This is a genomic window from Melittangium boletus DSM 14713 (genome assembly GCF_002305855.1).
GTDB lineage: Bacteria > Myxococcota > Myxococcia > Myxococcales > Myxococcaceae > Cystobacter > Cystobacter boletus.
Genome location: NZ_CP022163.1, coordinates 5,023,957 through 5,044,334 on the forward strand (window position 1 = coordinate 5,023,957; position 20,378 = coordinate 5,044,334).

Consider the following 20,378-nt stretch of genomic DNA (forward strand, 5'->3'; position numbering starts at 1 on the left):
GCGAAATCATGGCCGACGACACCACCGACAAGCCGGCAACGCCCCCCGCGCCTCCTCCGGGCAGTGTGGGGGAACTCATCCCCGTCAACATCGAAGACGAGATGCGCCGCTCATATCTCGACTACTCGATGTCCGTCATCGTCGGGCGCGCCCTGCCCGACGTGCGTGACGGCCTCAAACCCGTGCATCGCCGCGTCCTCTACGCGATGAACGACCTGGGCAACCTCCACAACCGCGCCTACAAGAAGAGCGCGCGCGTGGTGGGTGACGTCATCGGTAAGTACCACCCCCACGGCGATGCCTCCGTCTACGAGGCCATGGTGCGGCTCGCGCAGGAGTGGTCCCTGCGCTACCTGCTCGTGGACGGCCAGGGCAACTTCGGCTCGGTGGACGGCGACTCCCCCGCGGCCATGCGCTACACGGAAGTGCGCATGGAGCGGCTGGCCGAGGAGATGCTGGCCGACATCGAGAAGGAGACCGTCGACTTCGGTCCCAACTACGACGACTCGCTGCTCGAGCCGCTCGTGCTCCCCACCAAGTTCCCCAACCTGCTCGTCAACGGCAGCACGGGCATCGCCGTGGGCATGACCACCAACATCCCGCCCCACAACATGGGCGAGGTGCTCGATGGCACGCTGCACCTCATCGACCATCCGGATTGCACCGTCCGCGACCTGATGCAGTTCATCCCCGGGCCGGATTTCCCCACCGCCGGCATCATCACCGGCCGCGAGGGGATTCTGCGCGCCTACGAGACGGGCCGCGGGCAGATCACCGTCCGCGCGCGCACGGAGATCGAGACCTCCAAGAAGGGCGACCGCGAGAGCATCATCGTCACGGAACTCCCCTACCAGGTGAACAAGGCGCGGCTCATCGAGAAGATGGCCGACCTGGTGCGCGACAAGAAGCTCGAGGGCATCAGCGACCTGCGCGACGAGAGCGACCGGCAGGGCATGCGCATCGTCATCGAGCTCAAGCGCGATGCCATGAGCGCCGTGGTGCTCAACAACCTGTTCGCCAGCACGCCCATGGAGACCACGTTCGGCGCGGTGATGCTCGCCATCGACGCGGGCCAGCCGCGCACGCTCACGCTCAAGGAGCTGCTCGACCGCTTCATCTCGCACCGCCGCGACGTGGTGACGCGCCGCAGCCGCTACGAGCTGCGCAAGGCGCGCGCCCGCCGCCACATCGTCGAGGGCTTGCTCGTCGCGCAGGATCTCATCGACCTGGTGGTGAGCCTGATTCGCGCCTCGCGCGACCCGGACGAGGCGCGCTGGGGCCTCATGCACATCCTCTCGCCCTCGCTCTACGAGCACGAGCGCTTCCAGAATCTCCAGCGCATCGACTACGAGAAGGCCAAGGCGCAGATGGCGCTGCTCGAGTCGCGCGCGCGCGCCGAGGAGCCCAACTACTCGGGCCTGGAGCACCGCTACGAGGGCGCGGGCTTCAGCGAGGATCAGGCCAAGAACATCCTGGAGATGCGTCTGCAGCGCCTCACCGGCCTGCAGCGCGAGGAGCTGTTCCGCGAGCTCATCGACCTGGTGCGGGAGATCGCCCGTCTGGAGGACATCCTCGCCCACGAGTCCAGCCTGCTCAACGTCATCAAGGGCGAGCTGCGCGAGCTGCGCGAGCGCTACGCCGACAAGCGCCGCACGGAGCTCGCCGGCGCGGCGGAGGAGATCACCAACGAGGACCTCATCGCCGAGGAGACCATGGTGGTGACGCTCTCGCACACGGGCTACGTGAAGCGCTCGCCCTTGAGCGAGTACCGGGCGCAGAAGCGCGGAGGCCGCGGCAAGACGGGGGCGACGACGAAGGAGGACGACTTCGTCACGGACCTCTTCGTGGCGAGCACCCACGCCTTCCTCATGCCCATCAGCAACAAGGGCCGGCTCTACTCGCTCAAGGTGCACGAGCTGCCGCTCGCGGGCCGCACGTCGCGTGGCAAGGCCATCATCAACCTGGTGCAGTTCGGCGAGGGCGAGCGGCTGGCCCAGGTGTTGGTGACGCGCGAGTTCGGCGAGAACCAGTTCGTCTTCTTCGTGACGAAGCGGGGCGTGGTGAAGCGCACGGACCTGTCGTCGTTCGCCAACGTGCGGTCCAGCGGCATCATCGCGCTGGGCATCGACGAGGGGGATGAGCTGGTCGCGGTGAAGATCACCGACGGCTCCAAGGACATCCTCCTGTCCACCGCCACCGGCATGAGCATCCGCTTCCCCGAGCAGGAGGTGCGCTCCATGGGCCGCCAGGCCTACGGCGTGAAGGGAATCACGCTGGAGGAGGGCGACGAGGTGGTGGGCGCCGACGTGGTGGAGAAGGACACCACCATCCTCACGGTGACGGAGAACGGCTACGGCAAGCGGACCCAGGAGACCGAGTACCGGCAGCAGGGCCGTGGCGGCAAGGGCATCATCGACATCAAGACCACCGAGCGGAATGGCAAGGTGGTGGGCCTGGTCCCGGTGACGGACAAGACCGAGGTGATGCTGGTGACCAACGGCGGCATGCTCATTCGCATGAAGGCGAAGGAGATTTCCGTCATTGGCCGCAACACGCAGGGCGTGCGGCTCATCGCGCTGGAGAGCGCCGAGGAGAAGGTGACGGGCATCTCCATCCTGCCCGAGTCGGAGCAGAGCGAGGACGAGGTGGAAGCGGCCGAGCCAGCGGCCGCTGGGCCCGCCGAGACGCCCGAGGCCGCCGAGCCCGCCGCTCCCGAGACGCCTGGTTCCTCCGCGCCGGAGTCCGAGCCGAGCTGACCTGACACACGCATGAAGACGCCGGGGGCCGGGGCCGAGGATTCTCTCCTCCCCCGGCCCTCGTCGCGTCTGGCGCCGGGGACCCTCGCGGGCGGGTTTCTGCCCGATATCCATCCCTCCGGCGGCGGTGGACGTCTGGCTTTGGACGCTCCCCTCGGACTTGCTTGGATTCTTAGATTGCGGATTCAGTCAGTCCTTGGCCGCTATTTGAATTCGCCCATCGAGGGGGGCTCTTACTCATGCGTTTCTCGTGTCTTCTGGCCGTGACGGGCGCCGTGGTGTTCGGCGCGTGCGCTCAATCCATGGAGCCGCCGTCGGGCGGCTCGCTCCTCCCGGTGTCCGTGCATCCGGAACGCCGGGGCATCGGGCTGATCCCCCTGGACGCGACGGCCCTGGAGACATCCGAGGAAAAAGCCTACGTGGTGGACCCCCGGCGCTCGTTGGTGGTGACGGACGAGGTCATCCTGGCGCGCTTCTCCTTCGAGGAGGTGATGCAGCAACTGGTGGCGCAGAGCAAGGTGGCGAAGCTCACGCCCTTGCAGCTCTACCAGGAGTGGTGGGACACCCAGCGGCGCTCGCCCGGGCTGGGCCTGGGGGGATCGCACTGCGATGATCAGCCGCTCGGGGATGGCACGTCGAGCCTCAATGGCTTCTCGTACGCCTGCCCTCGCACCGAGGGCAACCAGGCGAAGGAGGATCCCTTCTTGTCCCCGGGGACCAACCTCGCGGCGTATGTGCCCATTGGTCTCATCAACCGCTTCGACCTGGCGGCGAAGGATGGGAGTGATTGTGGCGAGTACCGCATCATCTTCGCGCGTCGCTCGGGTCTCACCCAGAGCAACAACCGCAACCTGATCGCCTTCGAGAGTGTGCTGCCCAATCCCAACCCCAAGAAGGGGCTGAAGGGCTGCCAGGACGTGGCGCTCTTCTGGGCGAAGCTGTCCAAGGAGTCCAACGCGCAAGAGCGAGCGGACGACCTGCACGACTTCTACTTCAAGGGCTACAAGGACTTTCCGCCCGCCCTCCACATCGACAACCTGGGCAACGCCCAGAATCGTACCACCGGACAGGTGCGCACGAACCAGTTCATGCAGGCGCTGTGGACGCTGCGCGAGTTCCGCGTGCGCAAGCAGTGCGTGGGCAAGACGTGCGCGCTGCGCTTCGTGCCCGACACGGTGAAGGGCAGCCCCGCCGGGGTGCTCTTCAGCGTCAAGACGAGCCATGGTCGGCAGGAGGACTTCGCCCAGTTCCTCACCTCGCGGATGGAGACGCTGGCCATCGGTGATCTCTTCCGCTTCGACCTCGCGAGCGATGAGCGCTTCAACAGTGGACAGAGCCGTTCGAGCGGAACGGATGACCTCTATTCCTTCCAGATGGGCAAGGGGGCGAGCCCGCTGCGCACGCGGATCCAGGCGAGCTTGGATGCCCTGGGCAGCTCGCTCACGCCCAACCAGATCGTCGCCCGGGCGCAGGTGCTCTCATGCTCGGGCTGTCACCAGTTCAGTACGGGAATGAACCTGGGCGGGGGCCTCATTTGGCCCACCAAGTCCTCTTCGTTCGAATTCGTGCACGTGAGCGAGCGCACCCACGAAATGGGTCCGGACGGGCGCCGTTATGCCATTTCGGAGGCACTGGAAGGCGTCTTCATGCCCCAGCGGAAACAGGTCCTGGAGGCGTACCTCAATGGCGCCGCGTCCTTCCAGCTCCTCCCGGGCATGTCGGCGGAGCGGGGAGACGGGGAGGACTGACCGACGGTCGTACGGAGACCGTGCGGCCAGGCGGCTCCCGGGGGCTCACGCAATGGGAGGCGCCTTCCCTCCGTAGGGAAGGACATGAATGTCTCCGGTCTTCGAGTTCTCGGAACGCGGTTCTTCCGTTACGTGCGAGACCCCCGGGTCCCGCGCTGGCGGCGGTTCGCGGGCCTGTTCGCCGTGGCCTATTTCCTCTTCCCGCTGGACGTGGTGCCGGACTTCCTGCCCTTGGTGGGTTGGTTGGACGACCTGGGCGTGTTGTCCGCGGCGGCCTGGTTCATGATGCGCGAGATGGAGCGCTACCAGCCGGGGCCCTCGGGATGGCCGACGCCGCTCACCGGCCCCTCGGCCGAGAGGACCCCGCTGCGCGGCGGCTGAGCGGGGCCCCTCGCCTTCCCTCGTTTCACCTGCGGGCGAGGGCGTCCACGTGCTGGCGCAACTCGTTCTCGTTCTCCAGCCGGGCGGGGAGTCCGGCCAGGGGCTTGGCGGCCTGGGAGATGCGTCCCCGGGTCCGCGGGCCCGCGGACACGAGCCACGCCACGCCCAGGGCCAGCTCGGCCACGTCGGAGGCCTTGTCCAGCGACGGCATCAGCGCGAGCAGGGCCTCCACCGCTTTCTTCACCTGCGCGCCATGGAGGGGATGGGTGCTGGTGATGCCCTGGCGCAGCAGCTCCAGCAGGGCGAGCGCGGTGGCTCGTGCCTGACGCACGGGCTCGGTGCCCACGCCCTGACCGGCCCACAGGCCACTGGCGAGCTGCTGCCCGAGCAGCGCCACGCCGCCCTCCTCCAGGGCTGGCTCATCGCGGGAGGCATCCGAGGCCTCGTGGAGCACCCGGCGCAGCTCGTCCGCGGCCTCCTCGACCGCGAGCACCTCTTCCCTGGCCGAGAGCTTCTTGGACTCCTTCTTCAGCAGGGCGCGCGCGGGAGCGGGAGCGGCCGGAGCGGGAGCGGCGGGCGCGGGAGGCGGCGGCATGGCTCCACTGGCCATGGGAGCGGGAGCCCTCGCCCGAGACACGCCCATGCCGGGGGCCATCGGCTTGCCTCGGGCCATCTGGGGAGCGGCTTCCCGCTCGACCGGTGCCTGGCCGAACATCGCCCAGCCCGCGGGGGCATGGACGGGGATGACGCGCGTCTCGGGCTGTCCCGAGGCGCGGCGCTCGCCGGTGCGCTCCTCCACCACCACGAACGAGGTGTAGGGCGTGACGAGGCCGTGCGCGAGCGCGAGCTGGATGATGCGTCCCCGAAGGGCCTCGGCCCGACGGCCCACGAGCGCGGCGTCCTGCCAACCCCGGATGCGCTCGGCGGCCCACAGCTTCTCCACCGCGGGCCGCTCGCTCACGGCGGGGAAGTCCACGGGGATGGAGAGCGAGAACGTCTCCGCGCCCGCGCGCCCCTTGAGCACCACCGTGCCCTTGCCGGGCGTGGCGTAGCGGCCGAGGAGGCTCCACGGCGTGCCGTCCACGAGCGGTGGCGGCTCGGCGGGTGCCAGCTCCAGGGCCTCCACGCCCTCGAAGCGCACCTCCACGTTCGTGACGCGGGGCGGGAGCGCGCGGGAGAACTGAGCCACCACCTTGTCGTCGATGCGCTCGCCGGGGTGGATGAACTCCACCGCGCCGCCCGTCTGCCGCGCCAGGTCCTTGAGCAGCACGTCACTCACGTTGGTGCCGATGCCAAAGGAATACAGACGCGCCGACTGGCGGGTGGCCAGCACCGCCTGGAGGATTTCCGCCTCGTTGCCCACCTGGCCATCGGTGAGCAGCACCACCACGCCGTCCGGCGCGGAGCGCACCGCGGCGCGCAGGGGCTCGAGCAGTTCCGTTCCACCGTCGGCGCGCAGTGCCGCCACCCAGCTGTCCGCCTGCTCCAGCGTGCGCTGCGTGAACGTCACGGGCTCGGGCGAGAAGAGGCGGAAGGAATTCGAGAAGGCGATGACGTTGAAGCGGTCTCCCTCGCGCAGGTGGCGCAGGCACAGCCGGAGCGCGCCCTGGGCCTGGGGCAGGCTCGCGCCCTCCATGGAGCCCGACACGTCCACCACGAACACCACCTCCTGGCGTTTCGGAGCCTGGGCCATGCCCAGCAGGTCCGGCACCACGGTGAGAGCGAAGGTGCCCGGCTCCTCGCCCCGGCGGTGGGCGACGAGCGGCGTGAAGGGCGCGCTCGTGTCGGGGCTCCGGATGTTGAGCACGAGATCCCGATCCAGCGCCACGTGGGGCTGGGTGAGCGTCACGCGCGTGCCGTTGTCCGTACGGGAGAGGCCCAGCGTGTGCGAGGGGCTTTCCACCACCACCTCGCGGCCGAGCGAGACGAGCAGTTCCAGGGTGAGGCCATAGCGCGCGTCGCCCACGGGCGGGGTGATGCGGTCGGCGTCGGGCACGCGATGGGTGGGCTCGGCGGTGCCCGGAGCGGTGCGGTCCCCGGAGGGCGTGCCGGGTATGTAGCGGGGCGCCACGAGGGTGGGCAGGGCCCAGCGCACGCAGCCTTCCTCCACCTGGATGGCCTGGAGGAATTCCACCTCCACGATCGTCTCCTCACCGGGCAGCAGGTTGCCCACCTGGGCGGTGAAGACATTGGGCCGCTCTTGATCCAACAGCGCGGCGCCATGGCCCGCCGTCACCGCGTCGTCGTAGGTCTGGAAGGCCTTCTCCCGCTCCTGGATGATGGCGCGCACGTGCCGGCCGGCGCACTCGAGTGAGAAGGCGGTGAGGGTGGCGTCGGAGGGCAGCGGAAAGACATACACGGCCTCGATGGGGGCGCGCTCGGTGTTGCGGTAGCGCTGGCGGACGCGCACCCGGGCATGGCCTCCCAGGAGTTCTCCCGTGACATCCACGCCCTGAAGGGCCACCTGGGCACCACCGCGCGTATACAGACCGGTCTTCTCGTCGTGCATGTCTCTACCTTTCCTGGGTCTTCTGGATGAGGGCTCGCAGGTGCTCCGCGAGGTCCCGGGTCTTCGCGTCCGCCGTGTCGGCCAGGTGCAGCTCCAGCCCTGGGGCCAGCTCCCATCGGCGCCATCCCGTGGCGTGGGCGGGGGGCGGAGAGGGCGGTGCCGTGGCCGGGGGAGGACGGGGGGCGGGCGGGGGCGGCACCGTCGCGCTCGCGCTCTCGCTCTCGGCGAGCGCCCGGATCCCCTCGGCGTCCAATCGCGCCAGCTCCACCTGGATGGCGTCGAGGGGCAGGAAGCGGGCCTGCAGGACGCGGATGGCCTTGAGTCGCAGCAGGTGCTCCTCCCCGTACACCGTGTCCGGCCCCTTGAAGGGGGGAGCGGGCACCAGGCCGCGCTGGACGTAGTAGCGCACGGTCCTCGGGCTCACGCCCACCGCCTCGGCCAGCTCCGAGAGTTTCCACCCCACCTGTGTCTTCGGCGTGCTCACGAACCTGACAGTATGTCTCGACAGTCTTGGTGTCAAGAAGCCGCTGTCGATTCGCCACTGTCGGGATGTCGCGTCCGCATCCGATGCCGGACGGAGTGGGCGGGGGCGCGTTGCCGTGGCGGGAGGGCGTCCCTACGGTGGGGCGAGGTCCTTTCCAGGGGAGAACGCATGCGTCGTGCGCTGCTCATCGCGGTGGGTGTGGTGGTTGGGGTCGTGGCGTGCCGGACGACGCAGCCGCCGGGGACGGAGTTGGCGACGCCCATCCAGGGGGCGGGGGACGTGAATCCGGGCAGTATCGTCCCGGCCGAGCCTCCCGGGCCCACGGGTCCTCTGACGTTCGGAGACGGGGGGACCCCCTCGGTCCCCGAGCCCTGAGCCCCCGCCGTCATCCTCTCGGTGACAGGCGCGGACGGCTCGCGCACAGTAGTGCCCGTCGATGTGGAGAGATTCAGCTCAACCCCCTCCGGGCGTCCGGTTCCGAGGCGTGGCGCGGCTCGCCCTGATGGGGGTGGGAGTGCTGGCGCTCGGGCTGTCGTGTGTCCGGAGAGTGCCCGAGGATGCGCGAGTGGAGACGACGGTCTACGTGGCCCGCAGGATCCGGACGTTGGACGAGGAGCGGCCCGAGGCCCGGGCACTGGCGGTGCGCCAGGGGCGGCTCGTGGCGGTGGGGACGGAGCGGGAGGTGCGCGAGGCCGCGGGAGACTCGGCGCGCGTCGTGGATCTAGGGAACGCGGTGGTGGTGCCCGGACTGGTGGACGCGCACGCGCACCTGTCGGGATTGGGGCTGAGCCTGACAGTGGCGAGATTGGAGGGGGCCCGCTCGGTGGACGAGGCCGTCCAGCGCCTCGTGTCCGCGCCGTCCATGAGCTTCCAGGGGGACTGGCTGGTGGGCAAGGGGTGGGACCAGAACGGGTGGCCGGGGAGCGCGTTCCCGGGCCGGGCCGAGCTGGACGCACGCTTCCCCTCGACGCCGGTGTACCTGACGCGGGTGGACCACCACGCGGCGTGGGTGAATGGCGAGGCGCTGCGGCGCTCGGGCATCACCCGGGACACGCCGGATCCGGCGGGAGGCCGCATCCTCCGGGACGCGAAGGGCGAGCCCACGGGAGTGCTGGTGGACAACGCCATGGACCTGGTGTCGCGCCGGGTGCCGCCGCCCACGGACGAACAGCTCCAGGCGCGCCTGTCCGCGGCGCTCGAGCGGTGCGCCCAGGTGGGGCTGACGGGGGTGCATGACGCGGGGATGGACCTGCGCACGTTCCGGCTCTTGCAGACGTGGGACATCGCGGGCCGGCTGCCGGTGCGGGTGTACGCGATGGCGGACGGACAGGGGGAGGAGCGGCACACGTACCTGGAGCTGGGGCCCTACGGCGGTCGTCATCTGGAGATGAAGGCGGTGAAGCTGCTGCTGGACGGGGCGCTGGGCTCGCGAGGCGCGGCGATGCACGAGCCCTACAGCGACGCGCCGGGCGAGACGGGGCTGCTCCTGATGGAGCCCGAGGAACTGGAGGCGCGCACGTGGGCCTTCATGGAGCGGGGCTTCCAGGTGGGCGTGCACGCGATTGGGGACCGGGCGAACACGTACGTGGTGGACACGCTGATTCGCGCCGCGGCGGCGACGGGGACCCAGGCGCTGCGCCACCGGGTGGAGCACGTGCAGATCCTACGGCCCGAGGACATCCAGAAGCTGGGCGCGGCGGGGCTGGTGGCGAGCGTGCAGCCGACGCACGCGACGAGCGACATGGGGTGGGCGGAGGCGCGGCTGGGGGCGAAGCGGCTCGAGGGCGCGTATGCGTGGAAGAGCCTGAAGAACGCGGGGGCGGTGCTGGCGTTGGGCAGCGACTTCCCCATCGAGAACCCGGACGTGCTGGCGGGGCTGTACGCGGCGCGAACGCGTCAGGACGCGGCGGGCAGGCCCCAGGGGGGCTGGAGGCCCGAGGAGCGGCTGACGGGCGAGGAGGCGCTGGAGGGCTTCACCGTGGGGCCGGCATGGGCGTCCTTCGCGGAGGGACGGCGGGGCCAGCTGAAGGTGGGGATGGACGCGGACTTCACGGCGCTGTCGGTGGACCCGGTGGAGGACGAGGCCCGGAAGCTGGTGGACGCGACGGTGGTGGCCACGGTGGTGGATGGCCGCGAGGTGTACCGGGCGCCCTAGCCGAAGAGGTGGGAGCGGGCGCTCTCGGCGATGGCGACGACGGCGGGGTGGCGCAGCCGCCGCTCGACGGAGATGGCGTAGAAGCCCGTCTCGATGTCCCCGGTGCGGCCGAGGGTGGAGACGGAGAACTGCCGGCACACCTCGGCCTCGATGACGGACGGGGCGGCGAAGACGCCGTGGCCGCGCTGCCCGAAGGCACTCAGGAGGGCGCTGTCGTCGAAGCCTCCGACGACGAGGGGGCGGATGCCCTGGGCGTCGAACCAGGCGGTGAGGGCGCGCCGGGCCGAGGTGCCCTCGGAGGGCAGGAGCATGGGGGCGCCGTCGAGGGACTTGGGAAAGCCCCGGGCGAGGTGGGCGAGCCGGGGAGCGGCGAAGAAGGAGACGCCGCAGGTGCCGAGCAGGTGGTTGAAGGAGCGGACGCTGACGGGCTCGGAGGAGGGGGTATCGGAGAGGACGACGTCGAGCTCGTGCAGGGCGAGGGAGGCGAGGAGCTGGGGGAGGGGGCCTTCGCGGCAGGTGATGTGGATGTGGGGGAAGGCGTCGAAGGCGGGGTGGAGGAGACTTTCGGCGACGAGCTTGGGGACGACGTCGGTGACGCCGACGGCGAAGCGCAGGCGCTGGCCGGAGGGCAGGCCGTTGATGGCGTGGGTGAGCTCGTTGCCGAGGCGGAAGATGTCATCGGCGTAGCGCAGGACGGTGCGGCCGACGTCGGTGAGGACGAGGCGGCGGCCCTGACGTTCGAGCAGCTTGTGACCGAGCGAGTCCTCGAGGAGCTTGAGCTGGGCGCTGATGGTGGGCTGGGCGAGGCGCAGCTCCTGGCTGGCCTTGGCGATGGAGCCGGCGCGGGCGACGGTCCAGAAGTAGAGGAGGTGGTGGTAGTTGAGCCAGCTCACGCGGGGCGCCTCCGGGGCAGGGCCTCTGGATAACGGAGGGGAGCCGGGGACGGGAAGAAGAGGGGCGAGAAGAAGCCACTTGACGTTGGGGCCCAGGCACCGTAGATCGCCCCTCGCTTCAAGCGGTCGCGAGGCACGCCCAGGTAGCTCAGTCGGTAGAGCAGGGGACTGAAAATCCCCGTGTCGGTGGTTCGATTCCGCCCCTGGGCACAAAGTCCGAAAAGTTCGAGGGCGCCAGATTCCAGTCTGGCGCCCTTTCTTTTTGCCCGCGGAGCTCATGCCTCCGCACGTTCTCCCCCGAGAGTCCGAATTACTCGGAAAGCTACAACCCGGCGGGCCTGCCTCACGAGCAACCGATCTACCTGGATGGTTTCGGCACTTCGTCGCTACCTGGGCCTTCGAGAAGGGGGAGGCTCCATCTCCCGCACAGCCCTGCGTTTCCGTCAGGGGCATCTTCCCGGCACCCTATCTACGCTCGGATGCGGAGATGCGACCCCCTGAGTCTAGCGGCGTCATGGGTAGGGGGATATTGTCGTACATCTTCTCGTCCCTTGACGGGCTTCTTGGTGTCCGTGCGAGCCAAGCTAAGTAGCTGAAAATAGGCGCCCCCTGGTGTGTCGTGGATGGGTTGCGTTTTTGGCGATTTGACCCTATTTGTTTCGGAGATTCAGCCCTATTCAGAGCAGTAGTTCCTCCGTGAGGGGCGTTCTCCCCTCCGGCCCTCGGCAGTCCCACCGCAATGGAGTGCACTGATGCTTCGCCGCGAGAATGAACCCATTGCACTTCCCCCCGAGAAGCTCCCAATCGCCCAGCGCATCCTCCGGCAGCTTGAGCTGGCGACCGATGGCCAGGGCACTAAGCGCCAGGCGCCCCTTCTCGTCCTGCCGAACGGCGACCAAGTGGAGTTGCCGGAAGAGGCGGCCGCGCTGCTGCGAGACCTTTTCGCGGCCCTTGTTGACGGCGAGGCCGTCAGCGTCGTGCCTCTACACCGAGAACTCAGCACACAGGAGGCGGCCGACCTCCTCAACATCTCGCGCCAGGGCCTCGTCAACCTGCTTGAGGCTGGGAAGCTGCCTTTCTACAAGCCCCACAAGCATCGGCGCATTCGAGCCGCGGACCTGCTGCGCTATAAGCAGCGGAGAGATGAAGAGCGTGCAGAGGCGCTGCGCGAACTCACTCAGCTCAGCGAAGAGGCCGGTGACTACTTCGGCGAGCCCTGAAAACAGTGCCCTGGTAACGCTGGCAACGAGGAGGGGGTGAGGCGTGTTCCCAGCCATCTTTAGCGTATTCCTCGACGCCAACGTCCTCTTCCCGATGGCTGTCAGGGACACGCTCTTGAGGGCTGCTGAAGCAGGCCTCGTCCAGCCCTATTGGAGCGCCCGGGTTCTTGAGGAGATGCGGCGTAACCTTGTGACGCAGGGCCGGTGCTCGGAGCAGAAGGCAGAGAAGCTGGTCGCCATCATCAATCGTGTGTTTCCGGACTCGACCGTCATTGGCTACGAGCACTTGGAGCCCGCGATGAAGAACGACCCGGGCGACCGACACGTGGTAGCGGCCGCTCTCATGGCCCATGCACAGGTCATCGTCACCAACAACTTGAAGCACTTCCGCAAGGAGGACCTGCCGCCTTCCATGAAGGCCCAATCCGCAGACGATTTCTTGCAGCACCTCTTCGATCTTTCGCCACGCAAGATGCTGGAAGTACTCCGCAAGCAGGCTGCCGACAAGCAGAAGCCGCGGTGCACGCTTGAGGAACTGCTCGACGGTCTGGCCAGGTCGGTGCCCGGCTTCGTCAAGGATGTTCGCGATTACCTTGCCCTGCGCGATGCGGAGCCCAGCGGCAGCGCCTGAAGCCTCTGGCCTGTAACAGCTCGTTGACTCCACCCTTGGGCACGGAGTTCGAAGAGCTCGAGGGCGCCAGATTCCGGTCTGGCGCCCTTGCTGTTGTCCTCCGAAGACTACTGGCGCGTGAGCTTGATGGCGGTGCGCTCCACGTTGCACTCGGAGCTGAGGCTGGTCGACTCGAAGTAGCCGGTGAGCGTCTCGCCGGAGACCTCCCCGTCGATCTTGAGGATCGTCGTGGAGCTGGCGGAGCCGGAAGCGGACGAGATGAAGCTGAGGCTCGAGTTGTTGACGAACGTGCCACTCAGGGTCCCGTTGTTGAAACAGGCCGGCTTGTTGGTGCTGAGGGTCCCGGAGAGGTAGAGCGTCCCGGCCGACTCGGTGGTCTGCGTCACCTCCGCGGTGATCGCCCATCCGGAGAGGTCGCCCTTCCACGTGCCAGAGACGCCATCACCGCCGCATCCACAGAGGGCGAGAGCAAGACCAAGACAAAGAGACCAGTTCTTCATGGGGATTCATCTCCAGGAAAGGGGGTGGTGCACCTGTGAGCCGCGACGTCCAGCCCTTGGAGTTCCGTCCAGGTGTCCAGGGGGACATACACGAATGGTTTTGGGGTGTCCCAGGTTCCGCTCGCTCACCCTCTCGACTCGCGCGGCCGAGGCGCATAGAAGACGCCCCTTCGCCGAGGACCCGGAATTCCTGGGAGGACCTTCATGAGCCAGGACAGACCCATCGAGACGGGTGGACCCACCGACGACCCAGTCCCCTCCGAGACGTCCGTCCTCCCGCCGGATGCTTCCGGCATCGGGGATGCGCCCACGCTGCCCTCCTCGTCGCTCCTAAAGAAGGCTCCCCTGGGGTCGTTGCTGCCCGTGGTGGACCCCGCGCACTACGCCCTCGAGGGGGAACTCGCGCACGGTGGCATCGGCCGCATCCTCCGCGCCCGGGACTTGCGGCTCGGCCGGTCCGTGGCCCTCAAGCAGATGCTCTCGCCCTCCCCGGAGGCCGAGTTCCGCTTCGTGACCGAGGCGTTCGTCACCGCGCGGCTCCAGCACCCCGCCATCGTTCCGGTGCACGAGGTGGGTCGCTGGCCGGATGGCGAGCTCTTCTATGCGATGAAGCTCGTCTCCGGACGCTCGCTGGCGGACGTCCTCGCCGAGTGCGAGACGCTGAAGGCGCGGCTGGCCCTGTTGCCCCACGTGTTGGCGGTGGCCGAGGCCATGGCCTACGCCCACTCCGAGCGCATCATCCACCGCGACCTCAAGCCGGCCAACATCCTGGTGGGAGGGTTTGGCGAGACGGTGGTCATCGACTGGGGGCTGGCCAAGGATCTCTCGCTCCTGGAGAGTGAGGAGTCCCTGGACTCCCTCGTCCCCGAGAGCTCCTCCTCGGACGGAGGCCTGACCCGGGTCGGCACGGTGATGGGGACTCCCGCGTACATGCCGCCGGAGCAGGCCGCGGGCCAGTCCGTGGACGAGCGCGCCGATGTCTACTCGCTGGGAGCCATCCTCTATCACCTGCTCGCGGGCTCCCGCCCTTATGAGGGGCACACCTCGGCGCAGGTGTTGGCGCGAGTCATGGACGGCCCTCCATTGCCGCTCGCGCACCTCCAGGACGGCATCCCGAGGGACTTGCTGGCCATCGTGACCAAGGCGATGGCGCGCCGTCCCGCCGATCGCTACGCCACCGCGCGCGAGATGGCGGAGGACCTGCGGCGCTTCCAGACGGGGCAGATCGTCGGAGCGTATGAGTATTCGCGGATGGAGCTGCTGCGCCGTTTCCTGCGGCGCAACCGGGGCGCGGTGGTGGTCACGACGGTGGCCCTGCTGCTGTTCGCCGCCCTGGGCGCGGAGAGCTTCCGCCAGGTCGTGTCCGAGCGGGATGCCGCCCACATGGCCCAGCGGCGGGCGCGGGCCCTGACCGATGAGCTCCTGCTGACGCAGGCGCGGGACTCCGTGGAGCAGGGACCCAACGAAGCCCTCGATTCGTTGCGCAAGCTCTCGCCCGGCTTCGCGCAGTGGTCGGCCGCGCGGACGATCGCGGCGGATGCCCAGGCCCATGGTTTCGCCACCGTGATGCGGGGTCACACCCAGCCCATCAACGACATCGCCTTCACGGCCGATGGCGGGTTCCTCGTCTCCGCCAGCGACGATCGCACGCTGCGGGTCTGGGACCTTGGGCCGGGCGGGAAGCCCCTGCTCCTGCGCGCCCACGGAGACGAGGTGTGGCGCATCCAGATGCTCCCGGAGGGGCAGGGGTTCATCTCCAGCGACAAGGATGGTGTCCTGCGCCAGTGGAGCCCCGTCCGGGGCGAGGACGAGGTGAAGGACACGCTCTTCGCGACCTTGCCGGGACCCGTGTCGGCGATGACCGTGGGGTGTCAGGGCCGGTGCCTGCTCGCCGCCACCCGAACGGATGACCTGCTCTATTCCTGGGACCTCGCCACGGGTCAGGCTCGCACGTTCCACACGGGGGTCCAGGGAATCGAGGAGTTGGTGGCGTCGCCGCTCGGCTCCTGGGTGTTCGTGAATGGCCACCTCGACACCTCCTCGGCCCTGGGCGACGTGGTGCGAGGCACCTTCCAGGTGTTGAAGCAGAGCCGGCCCACCGTGGGGGGATTCTCCGCGGACGGCCGCCTCTTCACGGTGGATGCCCAGGGGTCGCTCCACGCCTGGGTGCCCGGAACCGCTCAGGGGAGTCTGCTCGCGCGCGAGCTGGGCTCCGGCACGGCGCTCGCCTTCGTGCCGGACACCTCCTGGGTGGCGATTGGGACCCGGGAGGGGGTGATCCGGCTGTGGAACTCCTCCACGGGTCAGACGCGGGAACTCCATCACCACCAGGGGCACGTCAACAGCCTGGATGCCACCTCGGATGGCCGCTATCTCGCCTCGGTGGGCGCCGACCGGACCGCGGTTCTCTGGGAACTCGCGACGGGGGAACTCCGCGTGGTGCGAGGGCCCCGGCAGCAGTCCCGCCTCGTCCTGTTCTCGCCGGATGACCGGCAACTGGCCGTGGCCAGCTTCAACGGACAGGTGCGCCTGTTCTCATTGGAGACGAAGCTCCACCGCGTGCTCTCGGCGGGGTCCGCTCCCCAGGACGCGTTGGCGCTCTCCCCCGATGGCCGACGGCTGGCCTCGCTCTCCGGAGAGGGCGTGCTGCGGCTCCTCGATGCCTCCTCGGGGAAGATCCTCCTGGAGACGCCCGGCATCGCCCCGAACGCGATGCACTTCTCCCCTCCGGACGGCGAGTGGCTGGCCGCGGGTGGGCTGGATGGACAGGTGGTCCTGTACGCGTCCGCCACCGGAAGCGCGAGGCCCCTTTCGCCACGGCATTCCGCTCGCGTCTCGGCGGTCACCTTCTCGGCGGATGGCCAGTGCCTCGCCACGGCGGACGAGCAAGGCGAGGTGTGGCTGTGGGAGCCCCTCTCGGGGAAGGGACACCGGCTCGGCGCGCACGGGGCGAAGGTGTGGCAACTCGCGTTCTCGCCCGATGGCGGGCGCCTCGCCTCCGTGGGTGATGACCCCGAGGTGCGGCTGTGGAACGTGAGCACGGGCGAGTCCCGGCGCCTGAGCGGTCACCAGGACGCGGTGCGCGCCGTGGCCTTCTCTCCGGATGGCCATCGCCTCGTCACGGGAGGCATGGATCACCTCGTGATCTTCTGGGAACTGGACAGTGGCCAGCGCCATTCTCGGAACGTGATGGGCGCGGGGGTCCTGGAGGTGCGCTACTCGCCCCGAGGCGATGTGGTGGCCAGCCGCAACGAGAAGGATGGGCGCGTGATGCTCTGGGACGCGCGAACGGGAGAGCCGTACCCCATCCCCCTGCGCGATCGCCACCAGGGCGATGTCCTGGGTCTCGCCTTCTCACCGGATGGGACGCGCCTGGCCTCGGCGAGCCTCGACAAGACCGTGCGGCTGTGGGACCTGGCCACCGGAGAAGGCCGCGCGTTGCGAGGCCACACCGGGCAGGTGGAGGCGGTGGCCTTCTTTCCGGACGGCGAGTCCCTGGCCTCCACGGGTCAGGATGGCCGCATCCGGTTGTGGCCAGACACTCTGCCCCTGGAGCCGGAGCGCCTTCGCGCCTGGATGAATTCCTTCACGAGCGAGGAACAGCCCATGATGGATGGCTGGCATTAACCCTGGGGATTAGAGTGCGCGAGCATTCATCCGCATGAGGAGTTCCGCATGAGTCGTTCGCTTTCTGGTCAGGTGGCCCTGGTCACTGGCGCCGCCGCCGGCATCGGCCGGGCCACGGCCCTGGCTTTCGCCCGCGAGGGCCTCAAGGTCGTGGTGTCGGACGTCGACGTGGCGGGGGGCGAGGGCACCGCCGCGCGGATCCGCGAGACGGGTGGCGAGGCCCGCTTCATCCGCTGTGACGTCACCCGCGAGGCCGAGGTCCGCGCGCTGATGGAGGGAGTCGTAGCGGCCTATGGACGACTCGACTATGCCTTCAACAACGCGGGCATCGACATCGAGAAGGGCAAGCTGGCCGACGGCAGCGAGGCCGAGTTCGACGCCATCATGGGCGTGAACGTCAAGGGCGTGTGGCTGTGCCTGAAGCACGAGATTCCGGTGATGCTCGCCCAGGGCGGGGGAGCCATCGTGAATACAGCCTCCGTCGCGGGCCTGGGCGGGGCGCCGAAGATGAGCATCTACGCCGCCTCCAAACACGCGGTGATTGGCCTGACCAAATCGGTGGCGGTTGAGTACGCGAAGAAGAACGTGCGGATCAACGCGGTCTGTCCGGCGGTGATCGACACCGACATGTTCCGCCGCGCCCACGAGGCTGATCCGCGCAAGGCGCAGTTCGCCGCCGCCGTGCACCCGATCGGACGGATCGGCAAGGTCGAGGAAGTCGCCGGAGCGGTGCTCTACCTGTGCAGTGATGCCGCGGGCTTCACCACGGGCATCGCCCTGCCGGTGGACGGCGGCGCCACGGCGATCTGACCGGTCCGCTCGGAACAGTACCTGACACGTTGGGGGTGAGAGGGGGAACCCACATTCAAGGTATCGCGATTTCACTACCTTTGCGGTAGCATGGACCGCATGGACGACAAGCAGCGACGCCTCTTGGGGGATGTGGCTCGGACGGCTCGCCTTCGCCTGGGACTCACCCAGTCGGAGGTGGCCGAAAGGGTCATGTTGCAGACCGGTGTCTATGGCCGCATCGAACGCGGAGGGATGACGCCCAGCGTCAACTCGCTGCGGCGCATCTGCACGACCCTGGATCTCTCCTCGGATGAACTCCTGTGCCTGAGCGCCCCCTCCATCGAGAAGGTGAAGGTCCGGTCGAAGGCGCCCCCGCCCGCCGTCGGAGAGGACCCGGAACTCAGCCGCATCATCCACCTCTTGCAGGACTGGCCTTCCGAGCGGCTGGCGCTCCTGCGCAAGCTCCTGGGCGCGGCTGACTCCGTCCTGTGACCGTTACCCCCGGCCCTTGCGCCGCGCCGTCTCCGCTTCCTCGGGCGTGAGCAGGACGCCTCGTTCGAGCGGAAAGGCGCGCGTGTCCTGGGGCGAGGGCTTCTGGCGCATGAGCGCCCTCAACTCCGCGGCGGCCTGGGCGCGCCCGAAACGCTTGCCCTGCGTCCTCTGCCACGCGCACAGCTCGGCGCGTAGCTCCCCGCCGCTCGGGTAGCGGTCATCGGGATGGGGACGCAGCGCCTTGTGGAGGATGCGTTTGAGGGGCTCGGGGACGTCCCGGGCCACCCGCTCCACGTCCTCGGGTCCGAAGTGCAGGATGCGGTCGGCCAGCTCCCCCAGGCTCGCCCACGAGGCGCGCTCGGCCCGCACGCGCGCGTTGTACCGGGCCACGGCGGGCGACTCGCCCACCGGCATCGCCACGTCCGGAGGATCCAGCGGATAGCGGCCCGACACCATCTCCAGCAGCACCAGGCCCAGCGAGTACACGTCCGCCCGCCCATCGGGCTTCTCCTGGCGCATCACCTCGGGCGCGGCGTAGGTCGGATCCGCGCGCAGCCTCTGGGAGAGCGTCCTCGTCCGTCCCTCCAACTGTGAATAGGCCATGCCGAAGTCCAGGAGCTTCACGCGGCCCCCGTTCTCCAGGCGGATCTGCATCGGGTGGATCGCCCGGTGGACGACCCGGAGCGGCTGGCCATCTTCTCCCTGGCTGTTCCAGGCGTAATGGATGGCGTCGGCCATCTCCGCCGCGATGAACACGGCGTAGGCCGGAGACAGCGTCCTGCCCTGGAGCAGGGCGGTCTCCAGGGCGGTCTGCAGGAAGATACCGGGGTTGTACTCCATCACCACGAAGGGCTCGCCTTGGTGGATCTCCAATCCATACACCCGGGCGATGGCGGGGTGGTCCAACTGCGTGGCGAGTTGAACCTCCTCGATCGCCCTGTCCCGGCGCTCCTCCCCGGCGGGGGTTGTCACCTGCTTGAGGGTGACGAGGCACGGAATATCCATCTCGTCCAAGGACGTGCGCCGGGCGATGACCAGGGGATTGGACTCCTCATGGTCATCCAACAAGGTGGAGACGTATGTGTAGCGGTACTCGGGTCCCTCGAACAGGAGCCCGTCGGGGCCCTGGGGACGCAGCAGGGGAAGGGGGTTGTCTCTGGATGGACCTGTCACGGGATGTCCTCGAACGCCGGTTCTCGGCTCGCTCGGCGCCGGAAGACGGTATTTCGGCATGACCGATCAGGTCAAGTGATGGCACGGACCTTTGAAGTAGGGTGGACCCTGTCGTGCGGCCTCGGCCGTGGCCGTCATGAGGTGAACCGCTGGCGGGGGCGGCGTCGGCTGCCCCCATACCCTCAAGCTGTGGGAAGCGCGGGGGCGTGAGCCAGAAGGCGGGGCCTTGAGCACGGCCATGACGAGCCGTGCCGAGCCTCAGGGAGTCGAGCGCCCGCCGATCTCCGGGAAGCGCGCGTAGGCCCGTTTGAGCGCATCCAGGTGCGCGGGGTTGTCCAAGTCGAGTGGCGCATCGGTGAGCCGGACAACCCACCCGCCCGTCGCGGTACGCCGCGCCCGTGAGAGCAACTCGGCATCGCGGGCCGGATCCGGGAAGCCGATGGCCCGTGCGGCGGCTGCCGACCAGTAGTTCAGCCACCCGAGGTAATGCGGAATCTCGGGTTCGGAGAGTTCCCATGGGAGGTTGAGGGAGGGCAGCCCTTTAGGTGGGATATGCGGAGCATTCCCCGGATGGCGAAACTGTTCCGACACTGTCACGGCCACCTCCTCCGGATCCACGTGCCCCCAGAACGCGCGAGCACCCTCCCCGACCGCCTCCAGCACATCCACCGCCGCCGCGACGCCCCTTGTGTCCAATGGCAGGTCCGCGTGGACTTCAAACTGTGCGTGACTACCCGGCGAGCTGCCCGCTGGTCGTTCCCATCCCGTCACGGTCACCCGGAACGTATCATCGCCGTTGCGCAGGAGCGGAAATCCCCCGTCCTTCCTTTCGCGGGCGACAAAGACATCTCGATCCGGAAGGGGGATGCGTTGCCCCTCTTCGGAAATCATCCACCCCAGGTGCAAGCCGGGGAATGCGCGTTCCATCCCATGAACAATGGTCAGAGGGCGGCTATCGTCCCTGGTTAGCGCAGGAGCGTAGGCGATAAGGCCGAGGGAGCTTGACGTGGTTGTCAT

At 68.7% G+C, this 20,378-nt stretch carries 16 protein-coding genes and 1 tRNA gene; 11 read left to right on the forward strand and 6 right to left on the reverse strand.

Features of this window, described 5'->3' with window-relative positions:
* The first annotated feature begins 8 nt into the window (after nucleotides 1–8).
* The 3 genes from gyrA to MEBOL_RS21250 all read left to right on the forward strand — a co-directional run bounded on the left by gyrA (nucleotide 9) and on the right by MEBOL_RS21250 (nucleotide 4,885).
* On the forward strand, nucleotides 9–2,756 hold the full coding sequence (gene gyrA / locus MEBOL_RS21240) for a DNA gyrase subunit A (protein WP_095979160.1): 2,748 nt from the start codon (nucleotides 9–11) through the stop codon (nucleotides 2,754–2,756).
* Between the two features lie 239 nt (nucleotides 2,757–2,995).
* The gene (locus tag MEBOL_RS21245; RefSeq protein ID WP_095979161.1) at nucleotides 2,996–4,504 is read left to right on the forward strand and encodes a hypothetical protein; all 1,509 of its coding nucleotides are present in this window, start codon (nucleotides 2,996–2,998) and stop codon (nucleotides 4,502–4,504) included.
* 84 nt (nucleotides 4,505–4,588) lie between these two features.
* Nucleotides 4,589–4,885 (forward strand): YkvA family protein, encoded by a 297-nt coding sequence (locus MEBOL_RS21250; protein WP_095979162.1) that lies wholly within the window; start codon nucleotides 4,589–4,591, stop codon nucleotides 4,883–4,885.
* A 25-nt stretch (nucleotides 4,886–4,910) separates the two neighbouring features.
* Here MEBOL_RS21250 and MEBOL_RS21255 read toward each other — a convergent pair whose 3' ends face one another.
* Entirely contained in the window at nucleotides 4,911–7,394 is a 2,484-nt protein-coding gene (locus MEBOL_RS21255) for a VIT domain-containing protein (RefSeq protein WP_095979163.1), read from the reverse strand.
* A 4-nt stretch (nucleotides 7,395–7,398) separates the two neighbouring features.
* Complete coding sequence (locus tag MEBOL_RS21260) at nucleotides 7,399–7,878, reverse strand: helix-turn-helix domain-containing protein (protein ID WP_095979164.1); 480 nt, start codon at nucleotides 7,876–7,878, stop codon at nucleotides 7,399–7,401.
* A 168-nt stretch (nucleotides 7,879–8,046) separates the two neighbouring features.
* Here MEBOL_RS21260 and MEBOL_RS21265 point away from each other — a divergent pair, with 168 nt between their 5' ends.
* Nucleotides 8,047–8,253 carry a hypothetical protein gene (locus MEBOL_RS21265; RefSeq protein WP_095979165.1) on the forward strand — a complete coding sequence of 69 codons (207 nt, stop codon included), beginning with the start codon at nucleotides 8,047–8,049 and terminating at the stop codon, nucleotides 8,251–8,253.
* Nucleotides 8,254–8,380: 127 nt separating this feature from the next.
* Nucleotides 8,381–10,033 (forward strand): amidohydrolase, encoded by a 1,653-nt coding sequence (locus tag MEBOL_RS21270; RefSeq protein WP_425437647.1) that lies wholly within the window; start codon nucleotides 8,381–8,383, stop codon nucleotides 10,031–10,033.
* Here the strand turns inward: MEBOL_RS21270 and nhaR are convergent.
* Complete coding sequence (nhaR, locus tag MEBOL_RS21275) at nucleotides 10,030–10,926, reverse strand: transcriptional activator NhaR (RefSeq protein ID WP_157775320.1); 897 nt, start codon at nucleotides 10,924–10,926, stop codon at nucleotides 10,030–10,032. The two genes, MEBOL_RS21270 and nhaR, sit on opposite strands and share 4 nt — an antisense overlap.
* A gap of 137 nt (nucleotides 10,927–11,063) precedes the next feature.
* Here nhaR and MEBOL_RS21280 point away from each other — a divergent pair.
* The 3 genes from MEBOL_RS21280 to MEBOL_RS21290 all read left to right on the forward strand — a co-directional run bounded on the left by MEBOL_RS21280 (nucleotide 11,064) and on the right by MEBOL_RS21290 (nucleotide 12,777).
* A tRNA-Phe gene (locus tag MEBOL_RS21280) sits at nucleotides 11,064–11,136 on the forward strand.
* A gap of 542 nt (nucleotides 11,137–11,678) precedes the next feature.
* Nucleotides 11,679–12,146 (forward strand): helix-turn-helix domain-containing protein, encoded by a 468-nt coding sequence (locus MEBOL_RS21285; protein WP_095979168.1) that lies wholly within the window; start codon nucleotides 11,679–11,681, stop codon nucleotides 12,144–12,146.
* 43 nt (nucleotides 12,147–12,189) lie between these two features.
* On the forward strand, nucleotides 12,190–12,777 hold the full coding sequence (locus MEBOL_RS21290; RefSeq protein WP_218920807.1) for a PIN domain-containing protein: 588 nt from the start codon (nucleotides 12,190–12,192) through the stop codon (nucleotides 12,775–12,777).
* Nucleotides 12,778–12,884: 107 nt separating this feature from the next.
* Here the strand turns inward: MEBOL_RS21290 and MEBOL_RS21295 are convergent, their stop codons facing one another.
* Nucleotides 12,885–13,277: a hypothetical protein gene (locus MEBOL_RS21295; protein ID WP_157775322.1), complete on the reverse strand. Its 393-nt coding sequence runs from the start codon at nucleotides 13,275–13,277 to the stop codon at nucleotides 12,885–12,887.
* A 204-nt stretch (nucleotides 13,278–13,481) separates the two neighbouring features.
* Between MEBOL_RS21295 and MEBOL_RS21300 the strand changes: the two genes are divergently transcribed.
* The 3 genes from MEBOL_RS21300 (at nucleotide 13,482) to MEBOL_RS21310 (ending at nucleotide 18,188) form a co-directional block, all read left to right on the forward strand.
* Nucleotides 13,482–16,904, forward strand: coding sequence for a serine/threonine-protein kinase (locus MEBOL_RS21300; protein WP_095979170.1), 3,423 nt, complete (start codon nucleotides 13,482–13,484; stop codon nucleotides 16,902–16,904).
* A gap of 48 nt (nucleotides 16,905–16,952) precedes the next feature.
* Nucleotides 16,953–17,714 carry an SDR family oxidoreductase gene (locus tag MEBOL_RS21305; RefSeq protein WP_095979171.1) on the forward strand — a complete coding sequence of 254 codons (762 nt, stop codon included), beginning with the start codon at nucleotides 16,953–16,955 and terminating at the stop codon, nucleotides 17,712–17,714.
* A gap of 99 nt (nucleotides 17,715–17,813) precedes the next feature.
* Entirely contained in the window at nucleotides 17,814–18,188 is a 375-nt protein-coding gene (locus tag MEBOL_RS21310; RefSeq protein ID WP_245918703.1) for a helix-turn-helix domain-containing protein, read from the forward strand.
* Nucleotides 18,189–18,191: 3 nt separating this feature from the next.
* On the opposite strand, the gene MEBOL_RS21315 is transcribed toward MEBOL_RS21310, so the two are convergent.
* Together MEBOL_RS21315 and MEBOL_RS41305 are read right to left on the reverse strand one after the other, a co-directional pair.
* Entirely contained in the window at nucleotides 18,192–19,361 is a 1,170-nt protein-coding gene (locus tag MEBOL_RS21315) for a serine/threonine-protein kinase (RefSeq protein WP_157775324.1), read from the reverse strand.
* Between the two features lie 258 nt (nucleotides 19,362–19,619).
* A complete protein-coding gene (locus MEBOL_RS41305) occupies nucleotides 19,620–20,378 on the reverse strand; it encodes a DUF5953 family protein (RefSeq protein WP_170115557.1) in 759 nt (252 codons plus the stop codon).